General features: G+C 67.7%; 20 protein-coding genes and 1 tRNA gene. 12 read left to right on the forward strand and 9 right to left on the reverse strand.

Annotated features, from left to right (window positions below):
- The first annotated feature begins 1 nt into the window (after window position 1).
- From FY251_RS00430 to FY251_RS00455, 6 genes are all read left to right on the forward strand, one after another.
- Window positions 2-466 (forward strand): hypothetical protein, encoded by a 465-nt coding sequence (locus FY251_RS00430; protein WP_089779102.1) that lies wholly within the window; start codon window positions 2-4, stop codon window positions 464-466.
- A gap of 52 nt (window positions 467-518) precedes the next feature.
- Window positions 519-1,856: an amidohydrolase gene (locus tag FY251_RS00435; protein WP_148412978.1), complete on the forward strand. Its 1,338-nt coding sequence runs from the start codon at window positions 519-521 to the stop codon at window positions 1,854-1,856.
- Between the two features lie 123 nt (window positions 1,857-1,979).
- Window positions 1,980-2,300 carry a chromosome segregation protein SMC gene (locus tag FY251_RS00440; RefSeq protein WP_089779098.1) on the forward strand — a complete coding sequence of 107 codons (321 nt, stop codon included), beginning with the start codon at window positions 1,980-1,982 and terminating at the stop codon, window positions 2,298-2,300.
- A gap of 83 nt (window positions 2,301-2,383) precedes the next feature.
- Window positions 2,384-6,082: a chromosome segregation protein SMC gene (gene smc / locus FY251_RS00445; protein WP_148412979.1), complete on the forward strand. Its 3,699-nt coding sequence runs from the start codon at window positions 2,384-2,386 to the stop codon at window positions 6,080-6,082.
- Entirely contained in the window at window positions 6,075-7,157 is a 1,083-nt protein-coding gene (locus FY251_RS00450) for a ScpA family protein (protein WP_148412980.1), read from the forward strand. The genes smc and FY251_RS00450 overlap by 8 nt, the downstream gene beginning before the upstream one ends.
- Window positions 7,158-7,189: 32 nt before the next feature.
- Window positions 7,190-7,666 (forward strand): hypothetical protein, encoded by a 477-nt coding sequence (locus tag FY251_RS00455; RefSeq protein ID WP_148412981.1) that lies wholly within the window; start codon window positions 7,190-7,192, stop codon window positions 7,664-7,666.
- A gap of 12 nt (window positions 7,667-7,678) precedes the next feature.
- Here the strand turns inward: FY251_RS00455 and mtnP are convergent, their stop codons facing one another.
- The 3 genes from mtnP to FY251_RS00470 form a co-directional block, all read right to left on the reverse strand.
- Window positions 7,679-8,539: an S-methyl-5'-thioadenosine phosphorylase gene (gene mtnP / locus FY251_RS00460; RefSeq protein ID WP_148412982.1), complete on the reverse strand. Its 861-nt coding sequence runs from the start codon at window positions 8,537-8,539 to the stop codon at window positions 7,679-7,681.
- 45 nt (window positions 8,540-8,584) lie between these two features.
- A complete protein-coding gene (locus FY251_RS00465; RefSeq protein ID WP_148412983.1) occupies window positions 8,585-9,580 on the reverse strand; it encodes an AEC family transporter in 996 nt (331 codons plus the stop codon).
- Between the two features lie 399 nt (window positions 9,581-9,979).
- Window positions 9,980-10,693 carry a phosphoribosyltransferase gene (locus FY251_RS00470; protein ID WP_148412984.1) on the reverse strand — a complete coding sequence of 238 codons (714 nt, stop codon included), beginning with the start codon at window positions 10,691-10,693 and terminating at the stop codon, window positions 9,980-9,982.
- Window positions 10,694-10,902: 209 nt separating this feature from the next.
- Here FY251_RS00470 and FY251_RS22340 point away from each other — a divergent pair, with 209 nt between their 5' ends.
- On the forward strand, window positions 10,903-11,073 hold the full coding sequence (locus tag FY251_RS22340) for a hypothetical protein (protein WP_187367306.1): 171 nt from the start codon (window positions 10,903-10,905) through the stop codon (window positions 11,071-11,073).
- 121 nt (window positions 11,074-11,194) lie between these two features.
- The gene (locus tag FY251_RS00475) at window positions 11,195-12,094 is read left to right on the forward strand and encodes a PhzF family phenazine biosynthesis protein (RefSeq protein WP_148412985.1); all 900 of its coding nucleotides are present in this window, start codon (window positions 11,195-11,197) and stop codon (window positions 12,092-12,094) included.
- Window positions 12,095-12,165: 71 nt separating this feature from the next.
- On the opposite strand, the gene FY251_RS00480 is transcribed toward FY251_RS00475, so the two are convergent.
- From FY251_RS00480 to FY251_RS00500, 5 genes are read right to left on the reverse strand one after another with little or no spacing between them, the layout of a single operon-like run.
- Window positions 12,166-12,933, reverse strand: a complete 768-nt coding sequence (locus FY251_RS00480) for a proteasome assembly chaperone family protein (RefSeq protein ID WP_148412986.1) — start codon at window positions 12,931-12,933, stop codon at window positions 12,166-12,168.
- A 57-nt stretch (window positions 12,934-12,990) separates the two neighbouring features.
- Window positions 12,991-13,182 carry an RNA-protein complex protein Nop10 gene (locus tag FY251_RS00485; RefSeq protein WP_148412987.1) on the reverse strand — a complete coding sequence of 64 codons (192 nt, stop codon included), beginning with the start codon at window positions 13,180-13,182 and terminating at the stop codon, window positions 12,991-12,993.
- A gap of 4 nt (window positions 13,183-13,186) precedes the next feature.
- Window positions 13,187-13,987 carry a translation initiation factor IF-2 subunit alpha gene (locus FY251_RS00490; protein WP_148412988.1) on the reverse strand — a complete coding sequence of 267 codons (801 nt, stop codon included), beginning with the start codon at window positions 13,985-13,987 and terminating at the stop codon, window positions 13,187-13,189.
- Window positions 13,988-14,005: 18 nt separating this feature from the next.
- On the reverse strand, window positions 14,006-14,200 hold the full coding sequence (locus tag FY251_RS00495) for a 30S ribosomal protein S27e (RefSeq protein ID WP_004044235.1): 195 nt from the start codon (window positions 14,198-14,200) through the stop codon (window positions 14,006-14,008).
- Between the two features lie 3 nt (window positions 14,201-14,203).
- Complete coding sequence (locus FY251_RS00500; protein ID WP_004972860.1) at window positions 14,204-14,485, reverse strand: 50S ribosomal protein L44e; 282 nt, start codon at window positions 14,483-14,485, stop codon at window positions 14,204-14,206.
- A gap of 201 nt (window positions 14,486-14,686) precedes the next feature.
- Here FY251_RS00500 and FY251_RS00505 point away from each other — a divergent pair, with 201 nt between their 5' ends.
- Complete coding sequence (locus tag FY251_RS00505; RefSeq protein WP_148412989.1) at window positions 14,687-14,947, forward strand: HAH_0734 family protein; 261 nt, start codon at window positions 14,687-14,689, stop codon at window positions 14,945-14,947.
- On the opposite strand, the gene FY251_RS00510 is transcribed toward FY251_RS00505, so the two are convergent.
- Window positions 14,944-17,307, reverse strand: coding sequence for a DUF2298 domain-containing protein (locus FY251_RS00510; protein ID WP_148412990.1), 2,364 nt, complete (start codon window positions 17,305-17,307; stop codon window positions 14,944-14,946). The genes FY251_RS00505 and FY251_RS00510 overlap by 4 nt on opposite strands.
- Window positions 17,308-17,403: 96 nt before the next feature.
- On the opposite strand from FY251_RS00510, the gene FY251_RS00515 reads away from it, so the two are divergent.
- From FY251_RS00515 to FY251_RS00525, 3 genes are all read left to right on the forward strand, one after another.
- Complete coding sequence (locus FY251_RS00515) at window positions 17,404-18,189, forward strand: glycosyltransferase (RefSeq protein ID WP_148412991.1); 786 nt, start codon at window positions 17,404-17,406, stop codon at window positions 18,187-18,189.
- Entirely contained in the window at window positions 18,182-18,649 is a 468-nt protein-coding gene (locus tag FY251_RS00520) for a GtrA family protein (protein ID WP_148412992.1), read from the forward strand. Before FY251_RS00515 ends, FY251_RS00520 begins: the two co-directional genes overlap by 8 nt.
- A gap of 60 nt (window positions 18,650-18,709) precedes the next feature.
- A tRNA-Met gene (locus FY251_RS00525) sits at window positions 18,710-18,784 on the forward strand.
- Window positions 18,785-18,848 lie beyond the last annotated feature (64 nt).

The raw sequence follows: 18,848 nt of genomic DNA on the forward strand, positions 1-18,848 counted from the left end.
GATGTCGATGTCCACGCCGGAGTTCTCCGTCGAGTCGCTGAAGATGCTGCTCGTGGTTGCGTTCCTGACGCTGACGGCCAACTTCATCGCCACCGGCACCGGCTTCGTCGCCGCGCTCCCCGGCATGGCGCTCATCGTCGTCATCGGCCTCGCCGCCCTGCTCATGGGGCGGCTGATTCCGCTCGACCTGCCGGCGTTCGCCTACGCGATGGTGCTCGCCTTCGCGCTCGCACTGCCGTTTTCGCCGGTGCAAGCGCCGTTTCTCGCCGCCGTCGGCGAGGTCGATTTCCTCGCGACGACGACGCCGATTCTCGCCTACGCGGGCCTCTCTATCGGCCTCCAGACCGGGAAGATGAAGGAGGTCAGCTGGAAGCTCGTCCTCGTGGCGGTGTTCGTCTTCTTCGGGACGTTCTTCGGCTCGGCGCTCATCTCGCAGGCCGTGCTCTCCGCACAGGGGATTATCTGATGGCGGGCCCCACGGCCACGGCCGCCCGCCGCCCGCGCCGGGGTGAGACGCGGTGACCGACGACGACCGCACCGCGGCCCTCAAAGCCCGCGTCTGCGACGCCATCGACGACCGCGCCGACGAGATCATCGCCTTCGCGAAGGACGTACAGGCCGAGCCGGAACTCGGCTACAAGGAGGTGAAGACCACCGAGAAGGTCGTCTCGCTCTTCGAGGACCTCGACCTCGACGTGGAGACGGAGCTGGCGATTACCGGCGCGCGCGCTCGTGCCGGCTCCGGCGACTTCGTCGCGGCCGTCCTCGGCGAACTCGACGCGCTCGTCAACCCGGACCACCCGATGGCGGACCCCGAGACCGGCGCGGTCCACGCCTGCGGCCACAACGCCCAGCTCGCGCACCTCGTGGGGACCGCCTTCGGCCTCGTCGGCAGCGGGGTCGTCGCCGACCTCGACGGCGCGGTCGAGTTCGTCGCCGTCCCGGCCGAAGAGTACCTCGACCTCGACTACCGCCGCGACCTGCTCGAAGCCGGCGACATCGAGTTCTTCGGCGGCAAACAGGAACTCATCCGCCGGGGCTACGTCGACGACTGGGACGCCGCCGCGATGATGCACGCCGGCAGCGACACGCCCGAGCGGACGATTACGAGCGACTTCTCGACCAACGGCTTCGTCGGCAAGTTCGTCACCTATCGCGGGACCGAGGCGCACGCCGGCGCGGCCCCCGAAGAGGGCGTCAACGCGCTCAACGCCGCGATGCTCGGGATGAACGCGGTCCACGCCCAGCGCGAGCGGTTCCGCGACGAGGACCACGTCCGCGTCCACCCCATCATCACCCGCGGCGGCGACGGCGTCAACGTCGTCCCCGCCGAGGTGACGATGGAGTCGTACGTCCGCGCGGCCTCGGTCGAAGCGGTCGCGGACGCCAACGAGTCGGTCAACCGGGCGCTCGCTTCCGGCGCGATGGGCGTCGGCGGCGACGTGGAAATCGAGGACTACCCCGGCTACATGCCGCTTCGGACCGACGAGACGATAGTCGCGTTCTACGACGACAACGCCCGCGACATCGTCGGCCCCGACGCGGTCACGCCGGGGACGCCGCACCTCTCCGGGTCGACCGACATGGGCGACATCACGCAGCTCGTCCCCGGCATCCACCCGTGGACCGGCGGCTTCGAGGGCGCGGTCCACGCCCGCGACTTCCGCGTCGTCGACGAGGAGATGGCCTACGTCATCCCCGCGAAACTCACCGCCTGCACGCTGGTCGACCTGCTCACCAGCCACGAGGCCATGGCGGCGGTCCGCGAGGCGAAAGCCGAAAAGCGCGGTCGCGAGGAGTACCTCGACGCGGTCCGCTCGCTCCGGGCGACGACGACCGAGTCGTACCGCGACTGAGCGGTCGGCGATGGCAGAGCGGTCGGCGACGCGGGCCCGAGGGCGCGAGTCCCCTCACACGTATCACATTTTCGGTGATTGTCTGACGCACATTTATGTCTCACGCGCGGGGCTATGTTACCCATGAGTAACCGGGTGGAGGAACTCGAATCCAAAGTCGCAGAACTGCAGGCCGCCGTGAACGGGCTCACCGAGGAGCTCGTCGAGACCAAAGAGCGGCTTCGACAGCTCGAAGACGCCAACGACGTGGAGGTCCCCTCGCGGGCCGCGACCCGTCGCGGCGACTGGGAGACCGAAGACGAGGCCGCAGCGGACGCCGCCGCGGAGTCCGCCGACGCCGACGAGGTGGCGTCGGCCGACGGCGATGAGACTAAACCGGACGAGGCCGACGAGACTGACGAAGGCGACGGCGAGACCCCCGACGACGACATCATCGTCGCGTAATCGGGCGCACCGTCCGAGCGAGCGCGCCCCGTGTTCATGCGGCGCGCTCCATCTGCGGGCGTCGCCCGCGCGAACACCAACCCATGCACATCAAAGAGCTCGTCCTTGACGGTTTCAAGAGCTTCGGGCGGCCGACTCGCATCCCGTTCTACGAGGATTTCACGGTCGTTACGGGCCCGAACGGTTCCGGCAAATCGAACATCATCGACGGCGTCCTCTTCGCGCTCGGCCTCGCCCGCACCCGCGGGATTCGCGCCGAGAAGCTGACGGACCTCATCTACAACCCCGGTCACGCCGACGGCAGCGACGAGGCCGCCGCACAGCCCAAGGAGGCCAGCGTCACGGTCGTCCTCGACAACTCCGAGGGGACGCTCGACCGCTCGCAGGTCGTCAACGCCGCCGGCACCGACAAGGTCGGCGACGTCGAGGAGATAACCATCAAGCGCCGCGTCAAGGAGACGCCGGACAACTACTACTCGTACTACTACCTCAACGAGCGCTCGGTCAACCTCTCGGACATCAAGGACCTGCTCGCGCAGGCGGGCATCACCCCCGAGGGCTACAACGTCGTCATGCAGGGCGACGTGACCGAGATAATCAACATGACGCCCTACCAGCGGCGGGGCATCATCGACGAAATCGCGGGCGTCGCCGAGTTCGACGAGAAGAAAGACGCCGCCTTCGAGGAGTTGGAGGCGGTCGAAGAGCGCGTCGACGAGGCGGACCTCCGCATCGAGGAAAAGGAGACGCGACTCGACCAGCTCGCCGACGAGCGCGAGACGGCGCTCACCTACAAGGGGCTCCGCGAGGACAGAGAGGAGTACGAGGGCTACCTGAAGGCCGCGGAACTCGAAGACAAGCGCGACGACCTCTCGCGGACCGAATCGCGCGTCGAGTCCACCGAGGCCGACCTCGAAGACCTACAGGCCGAACTCGACGAGCGGCAGGGCAAGGTCACCCGTCTCGAAGAGGACCTCGAAGACCTCACCCGCGAGATCGAGCGCAAGGGCGAAGACGAACAGCTCCGCATCAAATCGGAGATGGAGGAGATAAAGGGCGACATCTCCCGGCTGGAGACCGCCATCGAGGCCGCCGAGGAAAAGCGCGACGACGCCGAGGCCGAGCGCCGGAAGGCGTTCATCGACATCGACCGCAAGCAAGAGCAGATAGACGACCTCGAAGACGACATCCGCGAGGTCAAAGTCGAGAAGGCGTCGGTCAAAAGCGACGTCCAGTCCAAGCGGGTCGAACTCTCCGAGGTGCAGGCCGAAATCGACTCGGTGGACACCGAGTTCGACGAGTTGAAGTCCGACCTCGCGGAGAAAAAGGAGACGCTCGACGACCTCAAAGACGAGAAGAACGACCGCCAGCGCGCCAAGGACCGCCTGCTGGACGACGCGCGCCGCCGCTCGAACCAGATTTCGGAGACGCGGGACGAACTCGAACGCGCCCGCGAGCGCATCCCCGAACTGAAGGCGACCGTCTCCGACCTGCACAGCGAACTCGACACCGCGGAAAAGAACAAGGCGAAGATAGACGGCGTCATCGAGGACCTGCAGGCCGAGAAGGCCGACCTGAACGACGAGCTCTCGGAGGTCACGGACGAACTCCAGACCAAGCAGTCCGAGTACGCCCGCCTCGAAGCCCGCGCCGGGAAGGACGGCGACAACTCGTGGCCCCGCGCCGTCACGACCATCCTCAACGCCGGCATCTCCGGCGTCCACGGCGCGGTCGGCCAACTCGCCTCCGTCGACGGCGAGTACGCGAAAGCCTGTGAGACGGCCGCCGGCGGCCGCCTCGCCAACGTCGTCGTCGACGACGACGGCGTGGGGTCGTCCTGTATCGACCACCTGAAGTCCCGCAACGCGGGCCGCGCGACGTTCCTGCCCATCACGAAGATGGACAACCGGAGCCTGCCGCGCAAGCCCAACAACCCCGGCGTCGTGGACTTCGCGCGCAACCTCGTCGACTACGACAGCCAGTACGAGTCGATTTTCTCGTACGTCCTCGGCTCGACGCTCGTCGTCGAGGACATGGAGACCGCCCGCGACCTGATGGGCGACTACCGGATGGTCACCCTCGACGGCGACCTCGTGGAGCGCTCCGGCGCGATGACCGGCGGCTCCGGCGGCGGCTCTCGCTACTCGTTTTCGAAGTCCGGCGAGGGCAAACTCGACCGCCTCGCGAAGGAGATCACGAAGCTCGAAGACCGCCGTCGCTCGCTCAACGAGGAGATTCGGGACATCGACGACGACCTCGACGACGCCCGCGGGCGGGCCTCCGACGCCGCCGACCGCGTCCGGACCATCGAGCGCGAAATCGAGGACGCGGAGGAGGACATCGAGGACGCCGAAGCCGAAATCGACCGGCTGAACGACCGCCTCGACGAACTCCAGTCCGAACGCGAGTCGGTGGACGAACAGATGTCCGACCTCGACGACGAAATCGCGGACCTCGACGACGAAATCGAGACGGTCGAGGCCGCCATCGAGGACATCGAGACCGAGCTCGCGGACTCCGAGATTCCGGAGCTCACCGCCCGTGAAGACGAGATTCGCGCCGACATCGACGACCTCGAAGACCGGATGTCGACGCTCGACGGCCGGCTCAACGAGATTCAGCTCGAAAAGCAGTACGCCGAAGACGCGGTCGACGACCTCCACGACACGGTCGAGGCCGCCCAGAACCGCAAGGCCGAGGCTCGGGAGTCCATCTCCGAGGCGGAGTCGAAAATCGAGGAGCGCGAGGACGACCTCGAAGCCAAGCGCGAGGCGGTCGCCGAACTCGAAGAGGAACTGGTCGACCTCAAAGACGACCGCACGGAGCTACAGGCGGATCTCCGCGAGGCCCGGAGCGCCCGCGACGAGAAGAAAGACCGCGTGAACGCGGTCGAATCGAAGCTCGAAAGCATGCGCTCGGCCGCCGAGCGCCTCGAATGGGAAATCGACGAGCTCGAATCGCAGGTCGGCGACTACGACCCCGACGAGATTCCCGACCACGACACCGTCGAGTCGGAAATCGAGCGCCTCACCGAGGAGATGGAGGCGCTCGAACCGGTCAACATGCTCGCCATCGACGAGTACGACGACGTGAAGGCCGACCTCGAAGACCTCCGGGAGCGCCGCGACGTGCTGGTCGAAGAGCGCGACGCCATCGCCGACCGCATCGACCAGTACGAGTCCCAGAAGAAGGCGACGTTCATGGAGTCGTTCGACGCCATCGCCGAGAACTTCACCGACATCTTCGAGCGCCTGTCGAACGGGACGGGCCACCTCCAGTTGGAGAACCCCGACGACCCGTTCGAGGAGGGCCTGACGATGAAGGCCCAGCCGGGCGACAAGCCCATCCAGCGCCTCGACGCCATGTCCGGCGGCGAGAAGTCGCTGACGGCGCTCGCGTTCATCTTCGCCATCCAGCGGCACAACCCCGCGCCGTTCTACGCGCTCGACGAGGTGGACGCCTTCCTCGACGCCGCGAACGCCGAGCGCGTCGGCCAGATGGTCGACGACCTCGCGGGCGACGCCCAGTTCGTCGTCGTCTCGCACCGCTCCGCGCTCCTCGAACGCGCCGAGCGCGCTATCGGCGTGACGATGCAGGGCGACAACGTCAGCGCCGTCACGGGCATCCAGTTCGGCGACGGCGAGGCCGGCGGCGACGGAACCGACGCGGACGGACCGGGCGGCGACGACTCCGACGGCGACCGCCCCGACGACGACGCCGACGGCGGTGACGGCGGCGAGGCCGACGCGGACGTGGAAGCGGAGGTTCCGGCGGATGACTGACGACATTCCCGAACTGAACCTCTCTCGCGGCCGCGACGGCGACGAACGCGAGGCCGACGACGACGAAGTCTTCTCGTTCGCCCGCGACGACGCCGCGTCCGGCTCCGAGGCGGACGCCGCCCCCGCCGAACCCGACGCGATGGACGATGTACTCCCGGAGGACGTCTCCGAGACCGACGACGACGAGGTCGAACCGGTCGAACTCCTCGTCCAACTCGCCAAGGAGGGGACCATCGACCCGTGGGACATCGACATCGTGGAGGTCACGGACGCCTTTCTGAACCGCCTCGACGCGATGGACCTCCGGACGACCGGGCGGGCGCTGTTCTACGCGAGCGTCCTCCTGCGCATGAAATCCGACGAACTCCTCGCGCCGGACGAACCCGACGAGGAGGAACTCGAACCGTGGGAACTCGCCTTACAGGGCGGCGGCGAGGAGGGTCACCCCGGCGACGACGACGGCGGGTCGCCCGGCTTCGACCCCATCGACGCGCTGGAAGACGAGATGGACCGCCGGCTCGAACGCAAGCACGCCCGCGGGTCGCCGGAGACGCTGGACGAACTCGTCCGCGAACTCCGGGAGGTCGAACGCGGGTCGTGGTGGAAGCGTCGCCGCGAGTACGACACCTCCGAGTCGCCGCGCGGCTTCTCCCGCGGAACGCAGACGCTCGACTACCACACGCCCGGCGAGATGCGCGGCGCGGGCGAACCAACCGAAGACGACGTGACGGGGACCGCCCACAACGAGGACATCGAGGCGGTCGTCGAAGCCGTCGGCGACGTGCTCGCCACCCACTACGAGAAGGGCCGCGACGAGGTGCTGTTCGCCGAGATACGCGACGTGGCCGACACCGTGATGACGACCTACCTCGCGCTCCTGTTTCTGTCCCACCGGAGCACGGTCTACCTCAAGCAGGACGACCTGTTCGGCGACCTCTGGATTCGGAACCCCGAGGTGTTCGACGCCGACCCCGGCGCGGGGTCTGAACCCGAGACGGCCGCCGACGGTTCCGAAGATGCTGATGGCGACACCGACGACCCCGAACTCGAAGCCGAAGCTATCGCGGACGACTAGCTATTTTATCGGACGCGTCGTCACTCTCGGACGTGCCCCACCCGACCCTGCTCTCCAGCACGCTCCGGCGCTTGACGGTCGCGTTCTCGCTCGTCACGTCAGTGATGTTCGCAGTGATTACGTCGGCTATCTTGTTCCCTCAGTCGGTCATCTGGCCGTTGGCGGTGCTGTGTTTCTTCCCGATTTTCTGGCTGCACTGCTACATCCCCGGCTACGTCTCGTACAGTCCGACCGCGTTCGGCCGCGTCCGCGAGGTGGTCACGTCGCCGCGGTCGGTCCGCGAGTGCGTCGTCTGCGGCGAGTCAGACGACAGCGGCGTCGTCCGGGAGTTCAGCACGCAGTTCGTCGCCGCGGGCGTCCCGCTCGCGACGACTGACCGCGGCGAAAACGAGTACTGCGCGCGCTGTCACGCGGTCGAGTTCTCGCCGACCGACGAGGCGGCCCGCGGCGAACGCGAGGTTGCGGAGCAGGAGAGCGATTCGGCAGAATCCGCGGAACTGAACGACTGAACTGAGGCCGGTTCAGTCGACGTACTGGTCGATGAGCGGCGCGAGCTTCGCTTTCGTCTCGGCGGGGATGGCGTCGTCGGGGGTATTGATGGTCCCTTCGAGCGCGGCGTGGCTGTCGGTCTCGTGGCCGTCGGGAATCTTGCGGATGGCGGCCTCGACGGTCTCCTTGATGGCCTCCTCGTTGGCCGCGGCGTTCTTCAGCACCTCGTCGAGCGTGACTTCGCTGTCTTCCTTCCAGACGTCGTAGTCGGTGACGCCGGTGATGGTCGCGTAGGCCATCTCGGCCTCGCGGGCGAGTTTGGCTTCCGGGATGGTCGTCATGCCGATGACGTCCCAGCCCTGCGCGCGGTAGTGCTCGCTTTCGGCCTTCGTGGAGTACGACGGGCCCTCGATGCAGACGTAGGTGCCGCCCTCTTGGACCTGCGCGTCGGTCGCCTCCGCGGCGGCCTCGGCGAGGATGGAGACGAGCTCCTCGTCGTACGGCATCGCGAAGGGCTGGTGGACGACGATGCCCTCGTCGAAGAACGTCAGCGGGCGGTGTTTCGTGCGGTCGTAAATCTGGTCGGGGACGACGAGCGTCTGGGGCGGCAGGTCCTCTTTGAGACTGCCGACGGCGTTGCTGGCGAGGACGTGGGTGACGCCGAGTTTCTTGAGCGCGAAGATGTTCGCGCGGTAGGGGAGCGTCGTCGGCGAGTGCTGGTGGTCCGGGCCGTGTCGCGGGAGGAAGACGACCTCGCGGCCGGTGTCGCCGAACTCGCCGACGACGGGCGTCGTCGAGGGTTCGCCGAACGGCGTCTCGACGGGTTCCTCGCGGGTGTTCTCCAGCGGGAGCGCCTCGTAGATACCGCTGCCACCGATGAATCCGATTTTCATACCCGAAGGTCGAGGAGGGCGCACAAAATCGTGGCGAAACGGGCGCTACACCACGAAGCCGCGGTTCAGGAGGTAGATGAGCACAGAAAGCGCGGGCACGCTGAGAAGCGTCGTCGCGAAGACGGCCGCGGAGACGAACTCGGCGAGCGAGGTCGCAGAGCCGGTTCCGGTGGCATCGCCGAACTCCGCGACGAGGATGAGCGGCGTGACCGCGGCGGGCATCGCGGATTCGAGGACGAACGTCCGCGCGACCGTCGGGTCGCCGAAGCCGGCGACGAGCGCGACGCCGACGGCGACCGCGGGCGCGACGACGATTTTGAGCGCGGCGACGACGCCGACCTCCGAGAGCGTCGAGCCGAGGTCGGCCCCCGCGAGTTGGATGCCGAGGATGAGGAGCATCATCGGAATCGACGAGTCGCCGACGAGCCGCAGCGTCTCCATCGCGGGGACGCCCGTCGGCGGGACGACGCCGAGCCAGCGGGCCGCGAGCGCGGCGACGACGGCGTAGACGAGCGGGATGCGGACGATGCGTTCGAGGCCGACGCGCCAGCCCGGCGCGCCGCCGTCGCGGTCGGTCCCCCTCCCGGCGATGTACACGCCCAGCGTGTAGATGAGGACGCTCTGGACGGCGAGGTAGACGACGGCCGTCGACCGGCCGGTGTCGCCGAAGGCGAAGGAGCTGACCGGGATGCCGTAGTTCCCGGAGTTCGGAAAGGCGGCGACGAGGACGAGCGCGCCGAGCAGGGGTTCGGAGACGCCGGCGAGACGGGCGACGCCGCCCGCGACGAGGAGCATGGCGACGTGGTAGGCGACGACGCCGGCGGTGATGGTCGCCAGCGTCTCGCCGGCGAGTTCGGTCGTCGCGAGGCTGTAGAACACGAGGACCGGCGCGAGGACGTACACCGTGACCGTGTTGAGTGGCTCGGGGTCAACGTCGCGGACGCGCCCGAGGAGAAAGCCGACCGCGCCGATGGCGAGAATCGGCAAGAGCGCGCTGACGAAGATAGAAAACAGCGACATGCGCGTGCCGACGAGCGTCACGCAAACGAACGTTTCGCTTCGGGCGAGTCCGGACGACGGTCGTACGCGGGCGGATGGAGAGGTGACTCTGTTGAAATCCTCAGGATCTGATAGATGTTGTGTGCTACATATAGAGAGTGAGTTTATCAATTGAGTATCTTATTATTTGGTATGCCCTCCTCATTTCCAACATCACCCGGCGGGCTTGGAATCGTTGCATCGGTCGTATTCTGGCTGTTAATCGGATTAGCGATAGTTCTCGTAGCGAGATTACTGATACAGAGAATGCGATAGATTCGCGCGCTGTATTCAGCACGGCCTCAGCAACCTATCAGCGGCTGCGGATTCCAACAGAGCCAGAGAGATGAAACCGACGGTCGGAGCAGTCGAAGAACGTCGGGCGAACCAACCCCGTCGCGCTCAGGCCCCGACGCCGTCGTTTTCGAGGAGTCGCCACGCACCGTCACCGGTGGATTCGACGTAGCCGCGGCGCTCCATCTCGGACATGACTTCCGGCATCCGGTCGGGTTGGGCGATCTCCATCTCGATGCGGTCCACGTCGTGGAACTCCGCGAGGTAGTGGCGGACGTCTTCGAGTTCGAACGTGTCGTCGTCGGCCTTCGCCATGACGCTCGAGGTGAGGTCGATCATGTCCTCGATGAAGTTCCACGGGTAGACGACCCACGCCCACGCTTCGAGGCGCTCGCCGACGTAGTCGGGTTCGAACTCGCTGGTCTGGAGGAGTTGGAGCGTCGCGGTCCGGACCTCGCCCGCGTTGCGCTCGTTGACGTACTCGTGTGCGCGCTTGATGGAGCCGCCGGTGTCGGCGATGTCGTCGATGATGAGCACGTCCTTGCCCTCGACGCTGCCTTCCGGCATCGGGTAGCGGACCTCCGGCTCGTTCGATTTCTGGGCCGTCCCGACGTAGTGTTCCATCTTCAGGCTCGTCAGGTCGTCCAGCCCGAGGAAGTCACAGATACACCGGCCCGCGAACCAGCCGCCGCGGGCCAACGCGACGATGACGTCGGGTTCGAACTCGGATGTCTTGACCTCGTCCGAGACGTCGCGGCAGAGGCCGTAGATGTACTCCCAGTTCGTGATAGTACAGTTAAACTCGTCGGGGAGGTCGCCCATAGCTTCTGTTCACCGTGCGTACTGCCGCGCCTGACGCCCTTTAATCTGTACGACTCGCCTCGCCCGTGTGTCGGCGTGCCAAACCGCTCGAACCGGGGTTATTCGGCGACTAACCGGAGAACCTCCCGTTCAGGCAGATATTAACACATGTTAACAAAGGACATAGTTATATCGAGCGCCGGAGTATGCGGATTTGTAGGTGAACCAGAATGCACACGTGTGGTAACTGTGGTGAGTTCGTCTCCCGCGACTTCGTCCGCGTCTTCGGCAACGACATGGACGAGGTCGTCGGGTGTCCCAGCTGTATGAACATGCGCGAAGTGATGCAGGGCGACGGCGCGGCTCAAACGAGCGGCCGCGTCCGGTGGACCCGCGCGTGAATCGGTCGCGGCCGACCAACTCGCGCCCGGCCCGCGCCCGCTCGTATCGCCCTCCTCCCTTCTCATACGACCCGACCGTCGACCCGCTGGTTTGATACCTCGCCGTGCAGTGCGCCTTTCCATGGATAGCCGACGCGCCCTCCTCGTCGACGCTTTCACGACCGAACCGCTGTCCGGCAACGCGGCCGGCGTCGTCCCCGACGCCGACGGCCTCGACGCGGAACAGATGCGCGCCGTCGCCGCCGAACTCGGCGCGAGCGAGACGGCGTTCGTCTGCTCGTCGGCCGCCGCGGACCGCCGCATCCGCTATTTCACGCCGCAACAGGAAGTCGACCTCTGCGGCCACGCGACTATCGCGGCCCACGCCCACCTCGCGGCCGAGCGCGAACTCGAACCGGGCACGCACACGCTGGAGACCAACGTCGGCACCCTCGACATCGAACTCGGCGACCTCGGCGAGGTATGGATGACGCAGGACGCGCCGACGGTGCGCCCGCTCGAACTCGACTACGACCGCCTCGCGGCGGCGCTCGGCGTCGACGACGCCGCCCTCCGCGACGTGGGCGCGGACCTCCCCGTGGCAGTCGCCTCCACGGGGCTTCCCTTCCTCGTCGTCCCGGTCAACTTCCTCGAACACCTCTCGGGTGCGGACCCGGACGACGCCGCCATCGCCGACCTCGCCGCCGAACACGACGCGGCGGGCGTCTACGCCTACACCTTCGACGCCATCGACGGCGACTCCACGCTCCACGCGCGGTGTTTCGCGCCCGGCATCGGCATCTCCGAGGACCCGGCGACCGGCACCGCCGCCGGCGCGTGCGGCGCGTACCTCCGGCAGGTCGGCGCGTTCGACTCCGTGCCCGACGAACTCCGCATCGAACAGGGCCACTTCGTGGACCGGCCGGGAACCGTCCGCGTGCGGGTCGGCGCGGAGATTCGCGTCGGCGGCCGCGCGGTGCAGTCGCTCGACGGCGAGGTCGTCGTCCCGGAGTTCGCAGACGACGACATCATCGAAGCCTGAAACTCCAGTTCGAAAACGAGACGGTGCGAGACGAGACGGGTCGAGATTCGACGGCCCGCGACGGTGGGGCCTCAGCCGATGTACCGGAGGTCGTCGTCGCTGGCGATAGTTCCCTGCTGTTGCTGTTGCATCTCCTGAATCTTCGCGGCGACCTCCTTCATCTCCTCCGCGCGCTCTTCGAGCGACTCGAAGTCGACGCTGAAGTCGAGGAGGTCCTGCAGGACCTCGATGACGACCTGCGCGCTCTGGGGGTCGACGAGGTAGCCGCTCGTCTCGCCCATCAGGCAGGTCGCGTCGAGGCCGCGGCGACCGCCGAGGCCGAGAAGCAGCCCGGAGACGCCGACGACGCCGCCGGCCGGCTCGTCCTCGCGGAACTCGATGCCGGCTGCTTCGAGTTCGTCGAGGCGGGATTCGTCGGCGACGGCCCCGAGGACCGACGGCTCGTCGACGAGTTCGCCGGTCGGGACGCCGCCCAGCGCGAACAGGCGCTCGACGCCGAATTCCTCGGCGATGTCGAGGAAGGCGTCGGTGAGGTGGTAGTGCCCCTCGTTGGACTGGGCCTGGTGGTCGCCCGTGAGGAGGAGGAGGTCCGGCCCTTCGCCGGGCGTCTCGACGGCGTGAATCGCGACGTGGGTCAGCTCGGCGACGCCCTCGTCGATGGTCACCTGCGGCGGGAACACGTCGGCGTAGACGCGGCGGACCAGCGTGGCCTCCTCGAACTCCTCCAGCAGGTGCTCGACGGCGAGTTTGCCGACGTTGCCGACGCCCGGTAACCCCTCGATGAGCACGGGATCGGCGAGGTCGACCTCCTCGACAGCCTCGATTTCGATGTCGTCCATGCACGTAGTGGCGGACGCGCCGGTTAAGAGAGCGTCGGTAGCCGAAGACGCAGGCGGCTACTCTGACTCCTCGGCGAGGCGGCGCTTCCGCGCGCGGCGGTACTCGCCGTAGGGGTCTTCGGGGTTGTAGGGCGCGGGCGCGCTGTTCTCCGTGGGTGCGCCGCACTCCGGACAGGTCTCAGAAAGCGAGTACACCGGGCGGTCGTGGCGGTCGCGCCACGCGCTGCACGCCCGGATGTCAGATTTCATGCGATTACTCTTCGTCGCCGCTGCGTTCGCGGTGGTACTCCGCGGTTCCGCCCGCGGCCTCGATGACTTCGCGGGCGCGAGCGACGCTCGATTCGAGCTCGGTCTCGGCGGTCTTGTAGTCGGGCGCTTTGACCTTGACGCGGTACTCGGGCGCGCCGACGTACGTGACCGACAGTTCGATTTCGTCGCCGATTTCGCCGTCGCCCTCGGCGGCCTTCAGGGCTTCCTTCACGTCGTCGACGCCGTCGCCCGCGGGCGAGCGCAGGTCGACGTAGCCGGTGACGTTGACGTAGGGAACCGACACGTTCTGACGCGCGGTCTCGACGATGGCTTCGAGTTCGTCGTCGTCGAGTTCGACGCCTTCGAGCGCCTCGATGCCGTGAATCGCGGCCTGCTCGAAGCCGTCGTAGAGCGACTCGAACTCGGCGAGCAGGGCGTTGGCGATGGACTGGTAGCGGTCGTCGGCGATGTCCTCGCCGAACGCCAGCGCCATCCACTTGTCGGCCTTCTGCTCGTTTTTCCACTCCTGAATCTTCTCTTTGCGCTGGTGCTCGTTGACGTCCTTTATCGAGAGGTCGATCTGCTGGGAGCTCTCGTTGACTTCGAGCACTTTAGCGACGACTGTCTGTCCCTCGCGGACGTGGTCGCGGACGTTCTTGATCCATCCGCTGGCGACCTCGCTGATGTGGCAGAGGCCGCGTTTGTCCTCGTACTCTTCGAGGTCGACGAAGACGCCGAAGTCCGCGATGTCGTCTACCTTTCCGACGACGAGTTCGCCGGGGTCAGGCCATCCGCTGTACTTCATGCGAGGTCCTCCGGGGAGTTACGCCTCAAGTTCGTCGCTGTCGCGACGCTCGACCGTCTCGACGACCTCGCCGTGGAACTCGGCGTTGCCGCCGGTCGGCGTGGCGAGGGTCGTCCCGCAGACGGCGCAGTTGACGACCGAGGAGGCCTTTCCGAAGACGACCTGTTCGTTCTCGCAGTCGCTGCACGCGACCTTGTAGAAGTTTCCTGCCATGATTTACTCCTGGAACTCCAGACGACCGGCGCGCCAGCCCTCGCGCATGTGGGCCTTGCCACAGTCGGAGCAGATGTACTTCAGGTGGGTCTTCTTCGTCGGCTTGTCGCCACCGGGGACCTTGGAGAACTTACCGGCGTTACCGATAGTGGCCTTGCCGCGTCGCGTCTGACGGGCGTTCCACTTCATGCCGGTCGGGCGTCCCTTCCGGACCTTCTCCACTTCGTGTTCGTGGTGTCCCTTGCAGTTCGGGCAGTACGTGTTGAAACGGCGTGGCATCTGCATAGATATCGACCTTGTGGTGGGTTTTGGTGTGGCCCGTTAAAACCCGTTTGGTTCGCCGCGGCCCCTGAACCCGCCGCGACCGGGCGTTCGGCGTGTCACGTGTGGGCAGTCCACGGTGACAACACCGCCCGCGGAACTCCCGGCACACGGCCCACGCCCGAAGCCGAAGCGATTAAGCGGTGACTGTGCCAATCCCGGCACATGAAGAAGCTCATCATCCACGGCGACCCCGGCGTTCGGCGCGACGGCGTCATCGAGTACGACGGCGAGGAGTACGTCCTGTTTTCGATCGACCGACAGGGCGACTGGCACGGTCCCGACCGCGTCCAACTGTGGTGTACCGCCGGTACGGAAGACGAGCGCGAGGCGTTCGAAAAGCGCGAGTTCGTCCCGCACTGGCTGGAAACCGAGGGCGTCGACGCCGAGGCGGTCGAAGTCGTCCGCGAGCGCGGCGCGGCCTAAGGTAGTCTCGCTTCTTCTACCTCGTAGACTACGACCGACCCCGACTGGTGGACCGGCGTCAGCCACGCCACGTCCGTCTCTATCTCCCCGTAGCGGGCGCGCTCGCCCGGCCCGACCCACACGTACTGCACGTCGTACTGCTCGATGAGCCGCGCTCGCGTCGACTCGTTTCCGACGTACATCGCGTCCACGTCGCGCACGCGACCGTAGTACGCGTCGGGGCCGCGGTAGCCGACTTCGTGCGCCCAGCCGGCGACCGTCGGAACGCCCGTCAGGCTCGATTCGGGGTTCCCGCGCCAGCCGTACATGACGCTCTCGCGCTCGTCCGTCACCGTCTCGGACCACGTCGTCCCCGGCGCGGTGAGCATCGTGGGGTTGCCCTCGACGGTCTCGTCGAGCCACGTGATGGCCGCCGACTCGTTTCCGTGCCGCCACTCCGCGAAGGCCGTCGCGTCCAGCGTCGTCTCCTCCCGGGGGGAGTTCGCGTGGTCGGCGACGGCCAGTCCGCCGTACACCGACGTGGAGGCGACGAGGAGGACGACGACGGCGACGCCGGCGACTCGGACCGCGCCCCCGCGGACGCCGAGGTCGACCCTCGGAAGCGACACGTCGCCCGCGGCGACCGCGTCGCCGACGAATCCCGCCAGCACGGCACCCATCGCGCTCCCCCAGATCACCCAGACCTGCATGTACGTCTTGAACACCGTGTTCATCCGGCCGGGACCGGCCTGCTCGTTCACGTAGACGAGTTCGACGAGCGTCACGAGGCCCGCGCCGGCGACGACGAGCACCGTCTCGAACCGCGGGTCGTCGGCGAACCGGAGGAGCACCCACCCGACGGCGACGAGGGGGGCGACGAGCGCGAGCGCGGCGAACGACTGCGCGGCCGCGACGACGGTCAGCGCCGCGACGCTCCCGAGGAGCGCGGCCCACTCGCGGCCGCCGAGTCCGTCTTGCGCCCCGAGACGACCGACGTAGTAGACCGCGAACGCCGCGAGGAACGCCCCGTGGACGAGCGCCAGCGCGCCGAACCCGCTTCGCTGGTCGGGCGACAGAAGCTCGACCGTCCGGGCGCTCCCGCCGCCGGCGACCGCGCCGAGGAGGAACGGACTCGCGAGGACGGCGGCGGCGACGCCGGCGAGACCGACCGCCGCGACCGTGCCGCCGAGGCGGGCGAGTTCACCCGCGACCGCCGAGTCGCCGACGGCCGAGCGAACGCGCTCTCGACCCGGGAACAACGTCCACGGGCGCGCGGGTGCGAACACCATCCCGAGGAAGAACACGCCGAACACCGAGGGGAAGCTCCACGTGTCGACGACGACCTGCAGCGCGCCGACGAGCGTCGTCGCGGCGACGAGGAGTCGGCGCTCGCCGACCGCCTCCTCCGGCGTCCGGAAGTACGCGAAGGCGAGGCCGGCCGCGAGGAGCAGAAACGGCGTGCCCAGCATGTGGGCGTGGAGGTCGCCGTTGAGCCACGCGAAAAGCGGAAACTCGTTGATGGTGTCCGGAATCACGCGGCTCGCGTTCCAGTACGAGAACTCCGCGGTCCCGGCGAGCACCTGCGAGACGGTGTATCGCGAGCGTTCGGCGACGGCCTCCGCGACGGGCCGGCGTAACCCCTCGGGGAGCGCGACGAGGGCGAACCGCCCCGCGGTGACGAGGTTGCTGGCGAAGCCGACGAAGAACGCCGAGAGCAGGCCGCCGAGCCGGCCGTTCGCGCCCGCGGCGGTCGCGACGCCCCGTCCGAGTTCGAACGCCGCGGTGACGAGGAGGCCGAAGAAGCCGGCGAGCGCGAGGTTGTAGGCGAACGACGGGTCGGTGGCGGTGAGTCGCGCGAGGAGAATCGACACGAGGTGGCCGCCGTAGTAGTAGCGGACCGGTTCGCCGGCGAACCACATGTCCTCCGGCGGGAGGACCGACGCGCGGGCGAGCGACTGGAGGAGGCCGAAGTCGAGGAACTTCTCGCCGCCGCCGGCGTGGACCGCCGGGTCGAGCGCCCGGAGCGCCACGGCGAACAGGAAGGCGACGAGGAACACCGCGGCCGCGTCTGCGACGGCCCGTCGGTCGATTTCGAGGGCGGGCGCGAGTCGGAAGTCGCCGCGGCGGAGCGCGCCGAGGTCGAGTCCCGCGACCGCCGAGGCGACGAGGAGCGTCCCGACGCCGGCGACGAGGGCGGCGGGCCCGAACGAGAGGTGGCCGACGTAGTACGCCGGGAGGGTCAAGACGACGAGCGAGACGGGGAGGGCGAGTCCGGCACCGCGACCGGGCAGGCGGCGGAACAGCCGGGTCGAGAGGGGAAGACCGACCGCCCAGAGGGCCGCGAACAGCAGCAACCACCGGACGACGAGGGCGTACTCCATCTGTCCGATGACTGCGCCGCGGATGCAATACGTTTTGTGATGGTCGGCGCGCCCCAGAGCGGTTCGCTTTTTACCCCATTGAGTGAATGGTCGTGCATGTCGCAGTCTGTCGGGGTGGTGGTCCCCGCGTATCGACCCGACCCCGAGCGTCTGGTCCCCTACGTCCACGCCCTCGTCGAGGCGCTGGACCCCGATACGGTCCGCGTCGAACTCGACGCGCCGCGGCCCGAGACGCTCGACGCCCTCGACGCCCTCCCCGCCGTCGCCCGCGTGAACGCCGTCGACGCCCGCCGCGGCAAGGGCGCGGCTATCACCGCCGGATTCGAGTCGCTCGGCACGGACGTCCTCGCGTTCGCCGACGCCGACGGGAGCACGCCGGCCGCGTCGATGGCCGACGTCGTCGCCGCCGCCCGCGACGGTGCCGACCTCGCCGTGGGGTCGCGCCGGCACCCGAACGCGACCGTCGCCTCCCACCAGACGGTCGCGCGGCGCTACCTCGGCGACGGCTTCGCGTGGCTGGCCCGCCACCTGACCGAGGTCCCGCTGTACGACTACCAGTGCGGCGCGAAGGCCGTCACCGCCGCGGCGTGGAGCGACGTTCGGACCCACCTGTACGAGTCGGGGTTCGCGTGGGACATCGAACTCATCGCCGTCGCGGGCGCGTTCGGTCACCGCGTGACCGAGGTGCCGGTCGTCTGGGAGGACCAGCCGGACTCGACGGTCTCGCCGGTCGACACGACGGTCAAGATGGCCCGCGGCCTGCTCCGGTCGCGCCACCGCGCCCGGACGATTCGCGAGGACCGCCTCCACGAACTCCTCGACGCCCGGACCGACGAGCGGAGCCTCGTCGAGCGGTTCGCGGCGGAGGTCACGGATGACTGACCGCCTGTCGGAACTCGCTTCCGGTGTCCGGTTCGGCAAGTTCGCCTCCGTGGGCGCGGTCGGCGCGGTGTTCGACCTCTCTCTGAGCAGCCTCCTCATCGTCTTCTTCGGCGTCGCCAACGAACTCGCGAAGCTCGCGGGCGCGGAACTCGCCATCGTCGTCATGTTCGTCATCAACGACCGCTGGACGTTCGCGGGGGCCGGCTCGGACCTGCTCACCGCGAAGGTCCGGCGCTTCGTGAAGTCGAATCTCGTCAGGAGCGGCGGCCTCCTCGTGCAGGTGCTCGTCGTCCGGGCGCTGGGCGAGGTTCCGCTGTCGATTCCGGTCGCCGGTATCGACCTCTGGGAACTCATCCCGCTGCCCCTCGCTATCGGCGCGTCGATGCTCCTGAACTACGTCGCAGAAAGCCTGTTCACGTGGCGCATCGCGACCCGTTCGAGTCAGCGCGACTCACGGTGAAAATTGACACACGGCTCCCGAAACAGAAGTCTTAACAATAGCAGACTCGTTTGTTGATTCAGCGGGATGGGATAGCCAGGAGATTCCGCCGGGCTCATAACCCGGAGATCGGTAGTTCAAATCTACCTCCCGCTATGGTTTTGCTGACCTCAACTCCTAAGCGCCGAGTCTCGGCTCGGCGCGACCCACGAGGTCGGCC

This window comes from Haloferax sp. KTX1 (assembly GCF_902410085.1).
GTDB classification, from domain to species: Archaea; Halobacteriota; Halobacteria; order Halobacteriales; family Haloferacaceae; genus Haloferax; species Haloferax massiliensis.